Origin of the sequence: Methylorubrum populi, from assembly GCF_002355515.1 — a bacterium.
Taxonomy (GTDB): Bacteria; Pseudomonadota; Alphaproteobacteria; order Rhizobiales; family Beijerinckiaceae; genus Methylobacterium; species Methylobacterium populi_A.
Genome location: NZ_AP014809.1, coordinates 56,348 through 72,111 on the forward strand (window position 1 = coordinate 56,348; position 15,764 = coordinate 72,111).

18 protein-coding genes are annotated in these 15,764 nt (G+C 67.7%); 7 read left to right on the top strand and 11 right to left on the bottom strand.

Features of this window, described 5'->3' with window-relative positions; translation table 11 throughout:
- Positions 1–52: 52 nt before the first annotated feature.
- Genes mdcA through MPPM_RS00305 form a run of 7 tightly spaced genes read left to right on the top strand, consistent with a single transcriptional unit; the run spans position 53 to position 6,143 of the window.
- Entirely contained in the window at positions 53–1,699 is a 1,647-nt protein-coding gene (gene mdcA / locus MPPM_RS00275) for a malonate decarboxylase subunit alpha (protein ID WP_096482826.1), read from the top strand.
- Between the two features lie 7 nt (positions 1,700–1,706).
- Positions 1,707–2,015 (top strand): malonate decarboxylase acyl carrier protein, encoded by a 309-nt coding sequence (mdcC, locus tag MPPM_RS00280; protein WP_096482829.1) that lies wholly within the window; start codon positions 1,707–1,709, stop codon positions 2,013–2,015.
- A gap of 2 nt (positions 2,016–2,017) precedes the next feature.
- Entirely contained in the window at positions 2,018–2,950 is a 933-nt protein-coding gene (locus tag MPPM_RS00285; protein WP_096482832.1) for a biotin-independent malonate decarboxylase subunit beta, read from the top strand.
- Positions 2,937–3,668: a biotin-independent malonate decarboxylase subunit gamma gene (gene mdcE / locus MPPM_RS00290; RefSeq protein ID WP_096482835.1), complete on the top strand. Its 732-nt coding sequence runs from the start codon at positions 2,937–2,939 to the stop codon at positions 3,666–3,668. Before MPPM_RS00285 ends, mdcE begins: the two co-directional genes overlap by 14 nt.
- An 8-nt stretch (positions 3,669–3,676) precedes the next feature.
- Positions 3,677–4,360, top strand: coding sequence for a malonate decarboxylase holo-[acyl-carrier-protein] synthase (mdcG, locus tag MPPM_RS00295; RefSeq protein WP_096482837.1), 684 nt, complete (start codon positions 3,677–3,679; stop codon positions 4,358–4,360).
- Entirely contained in the window at positions 4,357–5,223 is an 867-nt protein-coding gene (gene mdcB, locus MPPM_RS00300; protein ID WP_096482839.1) for a triphosphoribosyl-dephospho-CoA synthase MdcB, read from the top strand. The genes mdcG and mdcB overlap by 4 nt, the downstream gene beginning before the upstream one ends.
- Positions 5,220–6,143 carry an acyltransferase domain-containing protein gene (locus tag MPPM_RS00305; protein ID WP_096482841.1) on the top strand — a complete coding sequence of 308 codons (924 nt, stop codon included), beginning with the start codon at positions 5,220–5,222 and terminating at the stop codon, positions 6,141–6,143. Before mdcB ends, MPPM_RS00305 begins: the two co-directional genes overlap by 4 nt.
- A 42-nt stretch (positions 6,144–6,185) precedes the next feature.
- Here MPPM_RS00305 and MPPM_RS00310 read toward each other — a convergent pair whose 3' ends face one another.
- The 11 genes from MPPM_RS00310 to MPPM_RS00365 all read right to left on the bottom strand — a co-directional run bounded on the left by MPPM_RS00310 (position 6,186) and on the right by MPPM_RS00365 (position 15,071).
- Positions 6,186–6,800 carry an SOUL family heme-binding protein gene (locus tag MPPM_RS00310; RefSeq protein ID WP_096482844.1) on the bottom strand — a complete coding sequence of 205 codons (615 nt, stop codon included), beginning with the start codon at positions 6,798–6,800 and terminating at the stop codon, positions 6,186–6,188.
- A 135-nt stretch (positions 6,801–6,935) separates the two neighbouring features.
- Entirely contained in the window at positions 6,936–7,211 is a 276-nt protein-coding gene (locus MPPM_RS00315) for a CsbD family protein (protein WP_096487643.1), read from the bottom strand.
- Positions 7,212–7,321: 110 nt separating this feature from the next.
- Positions 7,322–7,750 carry a PRC-barrel domain-containing protein gene (locus tag MPPM_RS00320; protein ID WP_096482846.1) on the bottom strand — a complete coding sequence of 143 codons (429 nt, stop codon included), beginning with the start codon at positions 7,748–7,750 and terminating at the stop codon, positions 7,322–7,324.
- Between the two features lie 69 nt (positions 7,751–7,819).
- Entirely contained in the window at positions 7,820–8,302 is a 483-nt protein-coding gene (locus MPPM_RS00325; protein ID WP_096482848.1) for a YidB family protein, read from the bottom strand.
- A 168-nt stretch (positions 8,303–8,470) separates the two neighbouring features.
- Complete coding sequence (locus MPPM_RS00330; protein WP_096482850.1) at positions 8,471–8,854, bottom strand: CsbD family protein; 384 nt, start codon at positions 8,852–8,854, stop codon at positions 8,471–8,473.
- 66 nt (positions 8,855–8,920) lie between these two features.
- On the bottom strand, positions 8,921–9,124 hold the full coding sequence (locus tag MPPM_RS00335; protein ID WP_096482852.1) for a CsbD family protein: 204 nt from the start codon (positions 9,122–9,124) through the stop codon (positions 8,921–8,923).
- Positions 9,125–9,211: 87 nt separating this feature from the next.
- Positions 9,212–10,123, bottom strand: a complete 912-nt coding sequence (locus MPPM_RS00340; RefSeq protein ID WP_096482854.1) for a PhnA-like protein — start codon at positions 10,121–10,123, stop codon at positions 9,212–9,214.
- A 41-nt stretch (positions 10,124–10,164) separates the two neighbouring features.
- Positions 10,165–10,506, bottom strand: a complete 342-nt coding sequence (locus MPPM_RS00345; RefSeq protein ID WP_096482856.1) for a CsbD family protein — start codon at positions 10,504–10,506, stop codon at positions 10,165–10,167.
- Between the two features lie 318 nt (positions 10,507–10,824).
- A complete protein-coding gene (locus tag MPPM_RS00355) occupies positions 10,825–12,285 on the bottom strand; it encodes a helix-turn-helix transcriptional regulator (protein WP_096482860.1) in 1,461 nt (486 codons plus the stop codon).
- A gap of 555 nt (positions 12,286–12,840) precedes the next feature.
- Entirely contained in the window at positions 12,841–13,962 is a 1,122-nt protein-coding gene (locus MPPM_RS00360) for a TAXI family TRAP transporter solute-binding subunit (RefSeq protein WP_096482862.1), read from the bottom strand.
- 44 nt (positions 13,963–14,006) lie between these two features.
- Positions 14,007–15,071: a hypothetical protein gene (locus MPPM_RS00365; RefSeq protein ID WP_096482865.1), complete on the bottom strand. Its 1,065-nt coding sequence runs from the start codon at positions 15,069–15,071 to the stop codon at positions 14,007–14,009.
- Between the last annotated feature and the right edge of the window lie 693 nt (positions 15,072–15,764).

The following is a 15,764-nucleotide window of genomic DNA, read 5'->3' on the forward strand; positions in this document are numbered from 1 at the left end:
CGAACGGTCGAGGCGTGTATGCGCAGCGAGGCCATTACAGGGAGCGGACCGGATGAGCGGCTGGCGTCGGGAACGGGAAGCCCGCGATGCGCGGATCGAGGCGGGCCGGGCCCATGCCGCGGGGAAGGTCGTGGCGGCCTCGGCCGTGGTCGATCTGCTGGAGGCGATCCTGCGGCCCGGCGATCGGGTCTGCCTGGAGGGTGACAACCAGAAGCAGGCGGATTGCCTCGCGCGGGGCTTGAGCCAGTGCGACCCCGGCCGCGTGCACGACCTGCACATGGTCCAGTCCGGCATCGTGCTGCCGGAGCATCTCGACATCTTCGAGCAGGGGATCGCGAAGCGGCTCGACTATTCCTATTCGGGGCCGCAGGGCGGGCGCATCGCCCGAATGCTCTATGGCGGGCAGATCCAGCTCGGGGCGGTGCACACCTATCTCGAGCTGTTTGCCCGTTACTTCGTCGATCTCACCCCGAACGTGGCGCTAATCGCCGGCGTCTCGGCCGACCGGGAGGGCAACCTCTACACCGGGCCGAACACCGAGGACACGCCGACTGTGGTGGAGGCCACCGCCTTCAAGAACGGTGTCGTGGTGGCGCAGGTCAATGAGATCGTCGAGCGCGTGCCCCGCGTCGACATCCCAGGCGACCGGATCGACTTCGTGGTCGAGGCCGACAAGCCGTTCTACGTCGAACCGCTGTTCACCCGCGATCCGGCCGCGATGACCGAGACGCAGATCCTGATGGCCATGATGGCGATCAAGGGGATCTACGCCGAGTATGGCATCCGCCGCCTCAACCACGGCATCGGCTTCGGCACGGCGGCGATCGAACTGCTGCTGCCGACCTATGCCGAGCGGCTCGGTCTGAAGGGCGAGATCGCCACGCACTGGGCGCTCAACCCGCACCCGACCCTGATCCCGGCGATCGAATCGGGCTGGGTCCGCCAAGTTCACTGCTTCGGCTCGGAAGTGGGTATGGACCGCTACATCCGCGAGCGCTCCGACATCTTCTTCACCGGCGCCGACGGCTCTCTCCGCTCGAACCGGGCCTTCTGCCAGACCGCCGGCCTCTACGCCTGCGACCTGTTCATCGGCTCGACCCTGCAGATCGACCTCGCCGGCCATTCCTCGACGGTGACGCAGAACCGCGTGGCCGGCTTCGGCGGCGCCCCGAATATGGGCTCGGACCCGCACGGGCGGCGCCACCCCTCCGACACCTGGATGAAGGCCGGCCGCGAGGCGCAGGTGACCGGCGATCCGGCCCTGATGCGCGGGCGCAAGCTCGTGGTGCAGATCGTCGAGACCTTCGGCGAGGGGCTGGTGCCGGCCTTCGTCGAGCGGCTCGATGCGCTGGAACTCGCCAGGAAGATCGGCCTCGAACTCGCGCCGGTGATGGTCTACGCCGACGACGTCACCCACATCGTCACCGAGGAGGGCATCGCCAACCTCCTCCTGTGCCGCACCGCCGACGAGCGCGAGCAGGCGATCCGCGGGGTCGCCGGCTACACCGAGATCGGCCGCGGACGCGACCGGGCCATGGTCGAGCGCTTGCGCGAGCGCGGTATCGTGCGCCGCCCGGAGGATCTCGGCATCGAACCTCTCGACGCCGACCGCTCCCTGCTCGCGGCGAAGTCGATCAAGGATCTCGTGCACTGGTCGGGCGGGCTCTACGAGCCGCCGGCGAAGTTCCGGAACTGGTGAGGCCGCGATGGAAAAGCTCAGCTTCCGACACACGACGCAGAAGGCCCTGCCCGGCGGCAAGGCGCAGGCCATCACCGGCGTCGTCGCCTCCGGAAACCTCGAAGTGCTGCTGGAACGCACGCTGCCCGCGACCGAATGCACGGTCGAGATCGAGACGCCGATCCGCGGCTACGGCGAGGTCTGGGCGGCGGTGGTCGCCGATTTCGTCGCACGCGCCCAGCCCGGGGGCCTGCGCATCACGGTCAACGACGGCGGCGCCCGCCCCGACACCGTGTCCCTGCGCCTGCTCCAGGGCGCCCGGCTGATGGAGGTCTGAGGATGAGCGAGCGGATCATCGACCCCGCCAGCAGGGGCTGGGCCACGAGCTGGTACGAGGCGAGCGCCCGCGCCCGCATCGACGGCCTTCTGGATGCCGGCAGCTTTCGCGAGGTCATCGGTCCGGAGCAGCGCCGGATGAGTCCGCATCTGCCGCTGTTCGACCTGCCGCGCGCCTTCGACGACGGCATGATCGTCGGTTCGGGCCGCCTCGACGGCAAGCCGGTGCTCGTCGCCGCGCAGGAGGGCCGCTTCATGGGCGGTGCCTTCGGCGAGGTGCACGGCGCCAAGCTCGTCGGCCTCCTGCGCGCCGCCCTGATGCTGAAGCCGGACGCGGTGCTGATCCTGTTCGATACCGGCGGCGTGCGTCTGCAGGAAGCCAATGCCGGCGAGACCGCCATCGCCGAGGTGATGCGCGCAATCACAGAAGTTCGTGCAGCCGGCGTGCCCGTTATCGGCCTGATCGGCGGACGGGCCGGGGCCTATGGCGGCGGCGGGCTGATCGCCGGTACCTGCTCGCACCTCGTCGTCTCCGAGGGCGGACGTATCTCCGTCTCGGGACCGGAGGTGATCGAGACCAACAAGGGCGCGGAAGAGTTCGATTCCCGCGACCGTGCCCTGGTTTGGCGCACCATGGGCGGCAAGCATCGCCGCCTCACCGGGGGCGCCGACGCCTATGCCGACGACACGGTCGCGGCCTTTCGGCAGGCGGCGCTCGACGGGATCGGCCGTGCCCCGGCCTTCGATCTCGCTACCCTGGAGGCCGAGCAGAAGCGCCTGGAGGAGCGGCTCGCGCGCTTCGGAGATTGTCGCGACGCGGTCGAGATCTGGGCGCGGCTCGGCGTCAACAATCCAGAGGCGGTGCCGGCGCTGACCACGGCCGACTTCGATGCCCTGCTCGCCAACCTCGGGGAGACGACCCATGACGCGCGCTAATACGTCGCTGCCCGAGATCCTGGCCGGCCTGTTCCCCGAAGGCCATTCCGTCACCGTCGAGGAGGGTCTCGTCAGCGGCGAGGGTCCGTTCAGGGGCGGCCGTCTCGCGGTGATCGGCATCGACGGCGATACCGCCCTCGGCGTCGACGGCGCCTGCCGGCTCGCGGGCGATGTCCTCGACGTGGTGCGCCGGGGCGGCGGCACGCCGATTCTCGTCGCCATCGATTCCGACAGTCAGCGCATGAGCCGGCGCGACGAGTTGCTCGGCCTCAACGAGTATCTCGCCCACCTCGCCAAGACGCTGCTGCTCGCCGACGCCCACGGCCACCCGACGGTCGGGCTGATCTACGGCCACTCGGCGGCGGGCGCCTTCATCGCAACGGCCCTGGCGACCCGCGTCCTCGTCGGCCTGCCGGGGGCCAATCCGAGCGTGATGGACCTGCCCTCGGTGGCGCGCGTGACGAAGCTGCCGCTCGACCGGCTCGAAGCCATGGCCAAGGACACGCCGGTTTTCGCACCCGGCCTCGACAACATGGTGCGCACCGGCGCGGTGCAGGCCGTGCTCGACCCGGACCAGCCTCTTGCGGCCCAGATCGCCGCCGTGATCGATGCCATGCCGTCCGAGGATGTTCGCGACCGGCTCGGACGCGAGCGCGGCGGGCGGCCGGTGGCGGAAGAGATTGCCGCGCAGGTCGTCCGCGAAGCGGCCTTCGGCTGAGGCTGGCCGTGGCTGAGGCGTACCGGCGCCACGACCTGCTCGATGTGGAGCCGGGCGCCTGGGCGGCAGCGATCGCTGCGCGCGCGGACCTCGCGGGGGTGCCGCACGTCGCGGCATGGGCGGAGGACGGGCGACCGGTCATCCTGCGCCGCCGGAATCCGGGCGACGAAGCGGGGCTCATCCCCGTCGGCCTGCCGCTGCCGCCGCGCGACGGCAAGCGCCGGATCGGCTTCGCTCTTCCGCCGGACGCGGTCCGTCCGCGCCGTCCCCTCCTGCTGGCGGAGTCACGTGGCGCCTGCCCACCTGCCTGGGCCGCAACGCTGGGAGCGCTCATTGCGCTGAGCGAGTGTCATGGCCTCGCGCCGCGTCCTTTCGGGAGCCTGCTCTGGCAGAGCCTGACCGGCCTGCCCTACCTGTCGGAGCGATCGGACCTCGACCTGCTCTGGCCGGTCCGGGCTGCGATTCCGCCCGGCCTGCTCGACGGCTTGGCGAACATCGACGCGCGCGCACCCATGCGCCTCGACGGCGAGATCCTGTTTCCGGACGGAAGCGGCGTGAATTGGCGCGAACTGCACGCCGCCGCGCCCGACGACACGGTTCTGGTCAAGCACCGTGACCGTTTGGTTCTCCGCGAGGCCGCCGCAGTTCTCGCGGGCCGGCCGGCGGGCGGCTTAGCAGGAGTTGGAGAATGAGTCGGCTCCAAGCGCTTCGGTCCCTTCCGAACAACGAGATCGTCGGCCGATCGTCTCGGGCCGACACGATCGCGCGGGCGGCCGCAGACGCGCTCCGTCTCGAACTCGACACCTACCCGAAGCCCGGCCTCGTGAGTCCGATCGACTCCGGCAGCCACGCCGACATGGACGCGGAAACGTTCCGGAACAGCAGTGCGGCGATCACGCCCTTCTTCCGCGATCTCGCCCTCGCCGGTGCCGCGGGGGCAACGATGCCGGCTCTGCGCCGCATCGGTCTCGACGCCGAAGCGGCGATGCGGGCCGCGACGGGGGGCGTGAACACCCATCGCGGCGCGATCTTCGGGCTCGGTCTCCTCTGCGTCGCGGCCGGAGCCTTGGCACGTCCGTCGGCCGGGGCGCTCGGTGCCCTCGTGCGCGAACGCTACGGTGCGGCAATCCTCGACGGTACGGTACTGCTCCACGCCCCGGGCGCGTGGGTACGTCGCCGCCACGGAGTCGGCGGCGCGCCGGTCGAGGCCGCCAGCGGGTTCCCGAGCCTCTACCGCGTCGGCCTACCGGCCCTGAGGCGCGCTCGGCGGGTCCGTCCCGGCGACGATGGAGCTTCACGGGTGGAGGCCTGCCTCGCCCTGATCGCGCATCTGGAGGACACGAACCTGCTGCATCGCGGCGGGCCGGAAGGGCTCGCTTTCGCGCGTGCCGAGGCGGCGCGCTTCATCGCGGCGGGCGGTGTCGCTCGATCCGACTGGCGGGCACGCGCCGAGGCGCTGCACCGCGCCTTCGTCGCTCGCAACCTAAGCCCCGGCGGCGCGGCGGACCTCCTCGCCATGACGCTGTTCGTGGATGCCATCGAGGCTCGTCCATGACGCTCGCGGTCCTCCTGTCCGGCCAGGGCGGACAGCACCCCGGCATGTTCGATCTCACCGCGGACTGGCCCGCGGCCGAACCGGTCTTCGCCGCGGCGGCGCGTATCCTCGGCCAGGACCCCCGGGCCTTCGTTCGCGCGCCGGGCGCGGATCTGCACGGCAACCGCACCGGACAGATCCTCTGCTGCGCCGCCGCGCTGGCGGGCTGGACCATCGTGGAAGCGGCCCGTCCGGCCCGCGCGATCGTTGCCGGTTACAGCATCGGCGATCTCGCGGCCTGGGGATGCGCCGGCCGCTTCGACGCGGAGGAGATCCTGCGTCTCGCCGCGGCCCGTGCCGAAGCGATGGATGCCGCCAGCGGCGAGGGCTTCGCGCTTGCCGGAATCCGCGGATTGCGCCTTGCCGAGATCGAGACGATGGCCGAAGGCCACGGCTGCCATCTTGCCATCCGCAATGCCGCCGACAGCGCCGTCGTCGGCGGTCCGCGTGCGGCGCTCGAAGAGGTCTGCTCGCGAGCCCGCGCGGCCGGTGCGCAGCGGGCTGTGGTCCTCTCGGTGCGCACGCCCTCGCACACGCCGATCTTGCGCGAGGCAAGCCGACGCTTCGAGGAGGCGCTCGCTGCCGAGCGCCCGCGCCGCCCGCCCGCGGGGGCGCCGCGGCTGATCAGCGGCCTCGACGGCGCCGCCGTCTTCGACGTTCAGGCCGGTTTGTCGAAGCTCGCAAGCCAGATCTCTCGGACGATCGATTGGGCCGCCTGCCTAGTGGCCTGCCGGGAGTATGGTTGCGAGACCGTGCTCGAACTCGGCCCCGGCCATGCCCTCGCGACCATGGCCCGTGAGGCGCTTCCGAGGGCACGTGTCCACGCTCTGGAGGAATTCCGTTCCGCCTCGGGAGCCGCGGATTGGATCAGAGGCAATTGAGGACGACGCGCAATGGAGTCTGATCCCCGCGCACTCCGCCATTCAGGTTTTCGCGGACTGCAACCGGACAGCGACCTCGTTCCTTCGCAGGAAAGGAACTGAGAAGGGGGGATCGTAGCCCATGAAGAACGGCGGCCGCGCCGGCTTCCCGACCGCTGCCCTGCCCAGCACCTCGGTGAGGATGCGGGATTGATGCTCACGCGCTTCAGCCGTCGCGCTGCCGGAGAAGCGCAGGACCGCCAGCCGCTCGGGCGGGATGCGTGCCAGCCGGACACCGGGCTCGGTCGGCTCCGGTGCCCCTGCCTCGACCACCTTCCGCGGCAGGTAGAATCGCATCGTGCCCGCCGCGCCCTGCTCGACCGGCACGGTCATCGCGATCAGCCGGCCTCTGGTCTCGACGGGCGTGGTCATCGCGATGCGGGCCGCTCCACCATTCGCGCCTGTGATGTATCGGAACAGGCGCCCGAACGCTTCACCGTCCTGCTGGCCCCTCGCATCCGTCTCGACCGCCACGCGCCCTTCGTAGTCCCGAATTTCGACGCCGCGCTCGAGCCGTTCGACCACGGCGTAGCGCGGCTCCTCGTAGGTCGCGCGGATGCCGACCACCGACAGAGCGGATTCGAGGAAGGTGACGAGGTAGTAGAGGAACTTGTCCATCGTGAGCGTGATCCGGGACGTCGATTCACGATCAAGCGCCGTTCGTTCGAGGCCGTTCCGTCGGTGAACGGTCCCCGTCAGCGTCAAAACGGTAGAAGAATCCCGGCCGCCCGCGCCGCCGGGAAATCCGACGCGCTACTTGTCGAGGGCGTTCTCGACCGTATCCTTGGCTCTGCCGCGCTCCTGCTGCGCCTGGCCCCCAAGCTTCTGTTCGCGGCCCTCGGCCTTCATCGCCTCGTCTTCCGTCAGGTTGCCGACGCCGCGTTTCGCGCTGCCGGTGACCTCATTCGTCAGACCCTTGAGCCGATCGACCGCGCCCGCCGTTGTCGGCGTGTCGTCCGCCTGGGCGGAACCCACGGTGACGATGCCGAAAAGGGCGCTACACAGCACAGACGCGCGAAGACTTTTCATGCGGAATTTCATGCAAGATTTCGAAGGTGGAGGAACATGTCGGTCGGTTCCGCCTGCGCAATGCGGCGCAGGCACCGGATCGCGCCGACGGCGGTCGATTGGCGGCCCGATCACTTCTTCGGTTCAGCTCCGAGATAAATGTATTCCGGCGCCGCGCGGAGTTGATCCTTGTCGGTCTCGATCACCGCGTCGAGGGTCCCGCCGTCCTTGCGCGAAAGCTTCAAGGTGTCGGGCGCCACGGCGACGTACTTGGCGTTCAGACCGAGGAAGCCACCGACGCTGACAACATAGGACTTCACCGCGCGCCGTTCGTCGAACACCACGTCGGCGACCGAGCCGATAGTTTCGTTGCCGCCATTGCGGATGCTCAACCCGATCAACTTCGAGGCGACCACGTCCTCCGGTGCCTGAGCGACGAACTTCGCCCGAAGGTCATCGTTGAGCGTTGCCGGCTGGGCAGCCACGGGTGCGGGCTCCTGGGCCAATGCCGGCGCACTCGCCAGCAGCAGAAGGGCACAGAAGGTCGGGCGGAACATCATCGGCGGATGGTCTCCGTCTGGAAGGGAAAAGGGATTGGCGGACCGAGCGGCGCGCCCGGTCCGGTAGGGTCAGACCGGCAGGCGCCCGTCCGGCGAGTACCGATCGATTGCGGAAGGAAGTTCGCGCGAGAGCCGCGACAGCAGAGCGGCACGGCTCAGACCGGTCTGCCGCGTGAGATGTTCGAGCGTCTCCGAACCGATCGCGCGCTCCAGATCCGCCTCGGCGATATCGCGGTTCGGTCCCTGCCGCACCCAGGAATTCGCGGCCTCGCCATGGCCACCCTTGGTGAAATGCTCGACGAGTTCGCTCAGCCCGGAGGCGATCAGGCCGCCCACGCCGGCCGATCCGATGCCGCCGAACAGCCCCCCGAGGTTGTCCAGCGCACCGGAGCCTCCCTGGTCCGCGCTCGGATTCGGCGATGGCGGCACCGGCGAATGCCCGATCCGGTCTTGGTTCCCCTTCAGCAATTCGGCGATCTTGTCCCGGTTCTGGTAGCCGGCGATCGCCAGCAGTCCCAGCAGGGCCGTCATCGACGGATATCCCTTGCTCATGGCGTGTCCTCTTCCGGTTTGATGATGTCGTCGGTTCGGCTCAGCGCCGATGGCGCGACGGGGCCGTGGTTCGGCCGGTGAGCCTGCGGCTGACGAAGGCGATCACCCTCGGCAGCACGAGGGCGGTGAGAAGCTTGCGGATCATGGCATTGCTCCCGGTCGAGGCGCTCAGCGCGTGGGACGCGCGAGCCAGCCGAGCGCGAAGGCGGCGGCCACGAGTCCGAGCAGGGTCGAGGTGCGGTTGGTCTCGGCGTAGCGGACGGCGCGCCGACCGTAGTCCCGGCCGTGGCGCCGGGCTTCGCCGACGAAGCGGCGGCCGTCCTCGATCAGATCGTCCGCCCGCTCGTGGGCGGCGCGGGCGAGGTGGCGTCCGTCGCGGGCAAGATCCTCCGCCCGGTCGCGGGCACTGCCGTAGACGTACTGCGCACCGCCGGCGACCTGATTGACGGCCCCGCGCATCTGGCGGGCGGGATCGCCGGTGACGCTGCCGAGTGCGGTCTGGGCTCGGCCCTTGATGTGACGGGACGCGCCGCGGAACTGATCGCGGTTCATGATGCTCTCCTTATCGGAATGGAATTCGTGGGGTCGGGGCCGGGACGGCCGGCCCCGCGCCCTGGGTCAGCGCTTGCCGGTGATCTTGTCGGCGAGGTTCTTGGCGCCGTCCTTGACGTCGCCGACCGTCTTCTGCGCCTCGCCCTTGAGCTCCTGCGCCTTGCCTTCGGCCACGAGCCGGTCGTTGCCGGTTACGTTGCCGACGCCCTGCTTGATGTTGCCGACGGCCTCATTGGCGAGGCCCTTGATCTTGTCGGAGGTGCTGCTCATCGGATGTGCTCCTGCTTCGAGGGAGTGGTCACCGGCGGGGCCGGTCGTGGAGGCCCCCGCCCGGTGGCGGGAGCCGAGGGGAATCGGTCAGGCGCGGCGGGCGTCGTAGGTGCCGAGCGCGGTAACGGGCGACGGAGCGCCGAGACGACCGCCGAAGAAGGCGGCGAGCGCGCCGAGGACCAGTGCGAGGGCGGCGTAGAAGGCCCCCTGCGTGGCCGCCGACTTTGCGGAGGCGGCAGCGGCCTCAGCCTTCTGCTTGGCCGCCGTCACGGCCTGCTCGTACTGCTTCTGGTAATCGTCGATCTGCGTCTTGGCCTGGTCCGGCGAGATGCCCTGCGCCTTAGCGAGCGCATCGGCCGCGCGGTTCTTGGCCTGCTCCTTCTGTGCCGGATCGCCGGTCAGCACGGCCCGGATAGCGGCCACCGCGGCGTCACGCGCCGCCTGCGGATCCTGGCCGGCGGATTGCTCGCGGACCTTCTGCTCGATCCCTTCGAACGGGTTGGAGATCTTGGACAGCGACGGCGCCGCCGCCTGGGCCGCCGTCTGCACGGTGCCGCCGACGAGGTTGCCCGCGCCCCCGAGAGCGCCCGAAACCGCGCTCAGCGTGCCGCCGGCCAGGCCGCTCGCCGCCGAGGTCAGCAGGTACAGCACAACCAGTGTGGTGACCGCCCATGAGACGAGGCCGTGCAGAGCGGCGGCGCCCGGCAGGGACTTGCCGGACAGGCGACCGGCGACGAGGCCGCCGGCCAGCGAGGCGACGACGCCGGAGGCCACGAACCATAGCCCCGCGCCGAGCGAGAAGGTCGAGGCGGTCGGGTTGTCGGCGGCGTTGGTGCCGACTGCGGCGAGCCCGATCCCCACGCCGACGAGGTTCAGGACGACCTGCGTCACGATCGCGATGACGGTGCCGGCCAGGATGGCACCCCAGGACACCTCGTTGAGAAGGACGGCCCGGGTGTCGGCGGATGCGACGGAGGAAGGGCTTGTGATCGTGGTCACGCGTGTACTCCGATGGTCGTTGAAGGCGGAATGCGAAAGAGTCAGAGCTTGCTGACGAGCAGGCCGAGGCCGAAGCCGACAGCGCCCGCAACGAGGAGCGAGGCGACGGGCGCGTCGGACACGTATTCGCCGACCTCGCGCGAGCCGCCGCGCAAGTAGCGACGCCCCTGCTCGTAGGCGTCCTCGGCCACTTCGTAGGCCTCGTCGGCGGCATGTCGGACGGCGTCCTTGGCCTGGCCGTAGAGGTTCTCGGCACTGCCCTGGGCTTCGCGGAAGCGACCCTCGACCGCGTCGCTGCGCGAACCGGTCAGATCGCCAACCGCGCCCTGCACCTTGCCGCCGATTTCCTTCGCGGCACCCGTGATCCTGTCCGTATCGACCATGTGGGCCTCCTGTTGTCTGTCGTTCGTGAGGGGCGCCGCCACCGTGCGGCGCCGGGTGAATTCCGGTTCAGTCGCGGGGCGACTCCGTTTCGGGCGGTCGCGTCCGGCGCTTCTCCGTTCGGCCCTCGGCCTCGACGCGGGCATTCCCGGTGAGCTTTCCGATGGCCTCCTTCAGCGAGCTTTTGGCGTGCTCCACGGAAGTTGGTTTCGCGCGTTCGGTCACAGGCACCTCAACAATCACCGGAGCGTCTCCGGCGTGCTTCAGATGTTCGATCGACTGCGCTATTCAATAGTACGAAAATACCGGTAGACCGGTTTTTAAGTACTGGGCGAAGGGAGGGGGAAGCCGTTCTCGCGTCCCCAGATCACCGCCTCCGCCCGCTTGTGGACGCCGAGCTTGCGATAGAGGGCGGCTCCGTGGTTGCGCACGGTGTTGCGCGAGAGATTGAGCCGCTTGGCGATGGCGTCGTCGGCGAGCCCCGAGCAGATCAGGTTTAGGATCTGCCGCTCGCGCACCGTCAGGGTCGGGCTCGCTCCATCGCCGTCCCGAGGCCCGGGCTGGCGCAGATTGGCCAGCTTCTCGATGAGCCCGCGGCTGAACCAGGAGGTGTCGGCCATGACCGCTTCGATGGCCTCGAACAGCTCCCGCTCGCCGCGCTTGCGCTCGGTGATGTCCTGAAGGACCAGGAGCGCGAACGTCGCCTCTCCGATCTCGATGCGTTCGCCGGAAGCGAGACAGTCGAGCTCGGTGCCGTCTTCGTGGCGGAGACAGACCTCCTGCCCTGACACGAACCCGGTGCGCCGTATCGTGTCCTCGAACCGCTCGCGGGTCGCCTCCGCGACCCAGAGCCCGATCTGGCTGAACGAGCGCCCGACGACCCCGTCCTCTCCGTGACCGAAGACCCGGGCAAACGCCTCGTTGATGCCGGTCACCGTGAAGGCGTCGAGGCGCGCCAGCAGGGTCGGAACGGGGGTCAGCCGGAATGCCTTGGCGAAGCGCTCCTCGCTTTGGCGCAACGCGGCTTCGGCCTTCCGGCGCAATTCGAGATCGGCGAAGGTGAAGAGCATGCAGGGCTCGTCACCCATCTCGATGGGTTGGCCGGCTACGATGACGAAACGGCTGTCGCCGTCCGGAAGCGAGAGGCAGGCCTCCATCTGCGGGATGGTGCCGCCCTCGTTGAGACGATTGATCGCAAGCTCGCGGTTGCGTGCGCCGGCCAGAACATCGACCTCATAGACGCTCCGACCGATGACGGCGTCACGGGTAAGTCCGGTCATCTCGAGGAAGCCGGCATTGACCTTGACGTGGCGCAAATCCGATAGCCGGGTGATGACCGCGGGGGCCGGGTTCGCGTTGAACGTGGCCTCGAAGCGCTGCTCGGCCTCGAACTGATCCGAGACGTCTTTCAGGATGAGGGCGAGGCAGCTCGGATGTCCCTCCCGATCGGTGGCGACTAGGCTGCGCAGGGAATGGACGAAATCGATCTCCGGCCGATCGGCGCGCCGAACCTCGACGACGACATCGTGAAATTGCTCGCCGGCGACGACACGTTCGATGGGATAATGTTCCGGTGTCCGATTGTTGCGGTAGCGCAGGGCGAAGCGCTCGCGATAGGCATCGACGTCGCTCCCGAGCTCGTCGATGCTCTCGACCCCGTGCATGGCAAGCGCGGCCCCATTGGCGTAGGCGATGGTCTGATCGGGCTCGACCAGGATCACCCCTTCGCTCAGGCCAGCGATGATCTGCCTCAGCTCATGCCTGTCGACATCGACCGTCACGCGCGTGCCGCTCCTTTGCACCTGCAACTGCCGGTATGGCAGCGGTGCACAAACGAGTTGCGCGCAAACCGGTTCCGCTTATTTGCTGGTATTTCGAGATCACGTTCCTGATATCGGTGGACCGTGCTTCTGTTCGAAGCCGGGCATCCTTGGGCTGATGCCGCTGCGTCCGTAGCGCTTGGTCAACGGGACGTTTTTATGGGTACGAGTCGAGCGTCGTTGTCCGACGATCACGGAGGCTTTTGGCCGAGAGCTGCCAATCCTGCTCAGGCTTTCGACGCGACGGCTCTACCCACCACCCACGGGTGTCATGCAGCGCTGCGCGCAACACGCTGCACTTTCTGGGCTGGAGGTTTCGCATGCCCAATCATACGGCCCTGAAGCGGTCCGTTGAGCGACCTGACTGAACGTCAAACACCTTTGAATCTGGACAGGACCCTGCACAGGCATCGGCATCGGGCCACACCGCTCAAAGTGAACGAAATGCTTCGATCGAAAACAACGATCAGCGCCTGAACATCGGAAATCGCGTATCGGGAGTGTTGAACTCCGGGGTCATCGAGGCGGCGTCTGCGCCTGCCGCCACTTCAGATAGGCTTGATAGATCTCGTCCTTTCCGGCCGGCCGCTGAGGCTGTGACTGGAAGAACCGGTCCAGATTCGGCTGGGCAACGGCCTCCAGCTCTCTGTGGCGGTCGAGCCATTCCTGCGCCGGCCGGAAGCGCTTCCAGCCCGTGACCGAGGCCGCGAGGTTGACCTCCCGCCATTTCGGATGACGCGAGGGAGCTAGAAATTTGTCGAACTTGCCGAAGAAGGCCTCGACGAAGCGGACGAGCTTCTCATAGCGCGCTGATCCCTTGGGGCTGTTGTAGACCCCGAGGACCGTGCCAACCGCCACGGTCTCCACCGCCTCTTCGCCGACAAACTTCGGATAATCAGCCCGCATCAGCGTCGCGGGAACATAGGCTTCTTTCATCGTGTCCGGGTAGGGGGCTGACACGAAGTGGAAGCGGTCACCCGGATCGAAGTTCGCAATGAACGCCACCGGCTTAGCCGCCACCGACACGACAGCCTCGATCTCGCCGGCGCGCAGCATCTCGAGGGCAGTGGGCTGATCGACGTTGATCCCCTCCACAGTCACGCCGAGTTCGCGGAACATGGCCCGGCCGCTGTAGTCGGTTCCACTGCCCTTGACGTCGAAGCTGATCCGCTTGCCCGCAAGATCGCTAATCGTACGGATCGATTTCGGTGCGATGATATGCAGTTCGTCGTTGAATAGCTTGGCAATGTAATGGATCTGCTGCTCGATGTTCTTCAGGCGCTTGTCCTGTCGTAGCTGGTCCAATGTATCGGTGCGAACGAAGCCGAGATCAACGCCCTTTAGGAACCGGATGTCATAGGCATTCTCGCCCGCGCCCTTGCCAAGTATCGGCAGGATCCGCAGCTTATCCCCGTCGTCCAGCACGAAGGCGAGCTCGGCGCCGATGCGGAAGTATGTTCCGCCGGGCGTTCCGGTCACCACCGTGACGGTGTTGGCGTTCATGCGCTCGCCGAGAGCAGCTTCCGTCGCGGGGCCGACATCGGTTGGTACCGTGTCTGGGGCTCCCGCGGCAGGGTCGCCTGCGCTCGCCACCAAGGCGATCCCGAGGACGGCAGCGTATTGGGCAAGCCTCGACATGTGCGTGTCCCTCGGTGATCGTCGGACCTTCGGCAGGCGCGCTATCAGCGGCCCGTCGCGGCGAGCAGCCGCTCATCCGTCTGCTTCTGACCCGCGGCCCTTGCGTACAGGGTTCTGGCGAGATCCGGATCGCCCGGTAGCCCACGCACACTCCAGCGCCGCAGCATGTCCGGATCCCAGGTCTGAGCCAGGATGAAGGTCGCGTTCGGAGCGTTGCGCGCCTGCGCGCGCTCCAGGAGAAGTCGGGCACCGCTGATATCGCCGAGCCGTATCAGGCCCCTGGCGCGCTCCACCAGCGGGTCCACTTGGAGCGTCGGCCGTGCGGGTTCCGCGGGACGTGCGAGCCGTGCAGCCTCGCCCTCAGCGGCCGGCCTTCTCTCTATGACGGCGGGCGATGCCGGGGGATCGATCCCTGCCGTGTTCGTGAGGGGTGTGCCACGGGCGGACGGCACCACGACAGCCTCGCCCGTGGTGGATGCATCAGGTGCCGCAGTGCTGGCGATCGCCTCAGGAGGCGACGGTGTTCCGCGCATCGCAGCGGCAGGCTTCTCGGGGCTTCGCGGTTCGTCGCCGGCGGCGATGGTACGATTGGGACCGTCGGGACGGAAACTGACGTTGAGTAGGCTCGTCGCGACATTGGGCTTCCCACCGGACGCCGCCGTCCAGATTGCCGCCACGGCGAGCGAGAAGCGGCTCTCGCGCTCGTCCACCTGGGTGATCTTGATGTTCGGAAGGTCCCACGCTGCGATGTCGACATCCCCTTTGTCCTCTGACGGCGAGAACGTGTTGATCGTGTCGCTGATCGTCACGCCTCGAGGCAGGCCCTGAAGGAGGATGGCTTCGATGGAGACGCTGCCTGTGCGGACAAGCTTTATCTCCAGCGGCAGAGAGTTGCCGAGCGTTCCGGAGACATCGTGGGTGGCGAAGAAGAGATCAGATGACTTGGCCTGCATGGGATCTGCATCGCTTCTGCTACCGGGTGCGCCGGCCCCGGCAGGAAAATGGCCGTCCGCAACTTGCGCAGACGCCGGCAGAGATAGGCAGACTATCGAAACGAGCGCTGCCACCGCCGGCTTGTAGCTGGTCATATTCGCACGATGCTGTTCCATCGGATGCAGTCCTTATCAGGTGCGTTTCCGCTAGAATGCAGATTCGAATAGGGAACTTGACTGTTTATGTCAATTGATCTCAATCAGTATTTTTAGCACTGTGTGGGTAATCGCTGCGAATTCAGCCATATTCCGAGCGATATCCAGGCAGGATTTCCTGTTGCACACGGAATTAAGTCCGGCGCCTGGCCGCCGACAGTCGCCCACCTCCAGCTTCTCGGCATTCTGCCCTTCGGGTGCAGTCGAGAAGGCCTCCACGATGAAGCTGTCCCGCCCGGCTCAGCCGCGGCGAGGATTTTCTTGCATGCAAGGCATTGGAGGAGGTGGTGCGCGCGCCGGGTATAGAGTGCCCTCGGCTGCCCGTGCAGTGATCGGAAAACTAAGCCGAGGCTGTATCGCAGGAGATAGGCGTCCGAAGATGCCTACCGTGTTCCCGATGTGTTGCACGTACCAGCCTACGCCGAGTCGTAACCCGTTGTAAAACCAGGAGCCGTGTTGCAGCGCGTTGCAAAGCCGCTGGAACACGTTTCAGCCAACGAAAAACCCGCCAAGTCATTGACCTAGCGGGTGAAATGAATGGTAGCGAGGGAGGGATTTGAACCCCCGACACAAGGATTATGATCTGAGCGCGAACACGCCTAAGCCATTGATCCAACAGGGGGCGCCGGTGAGCTGCGCTAGCAATGCGCTAAC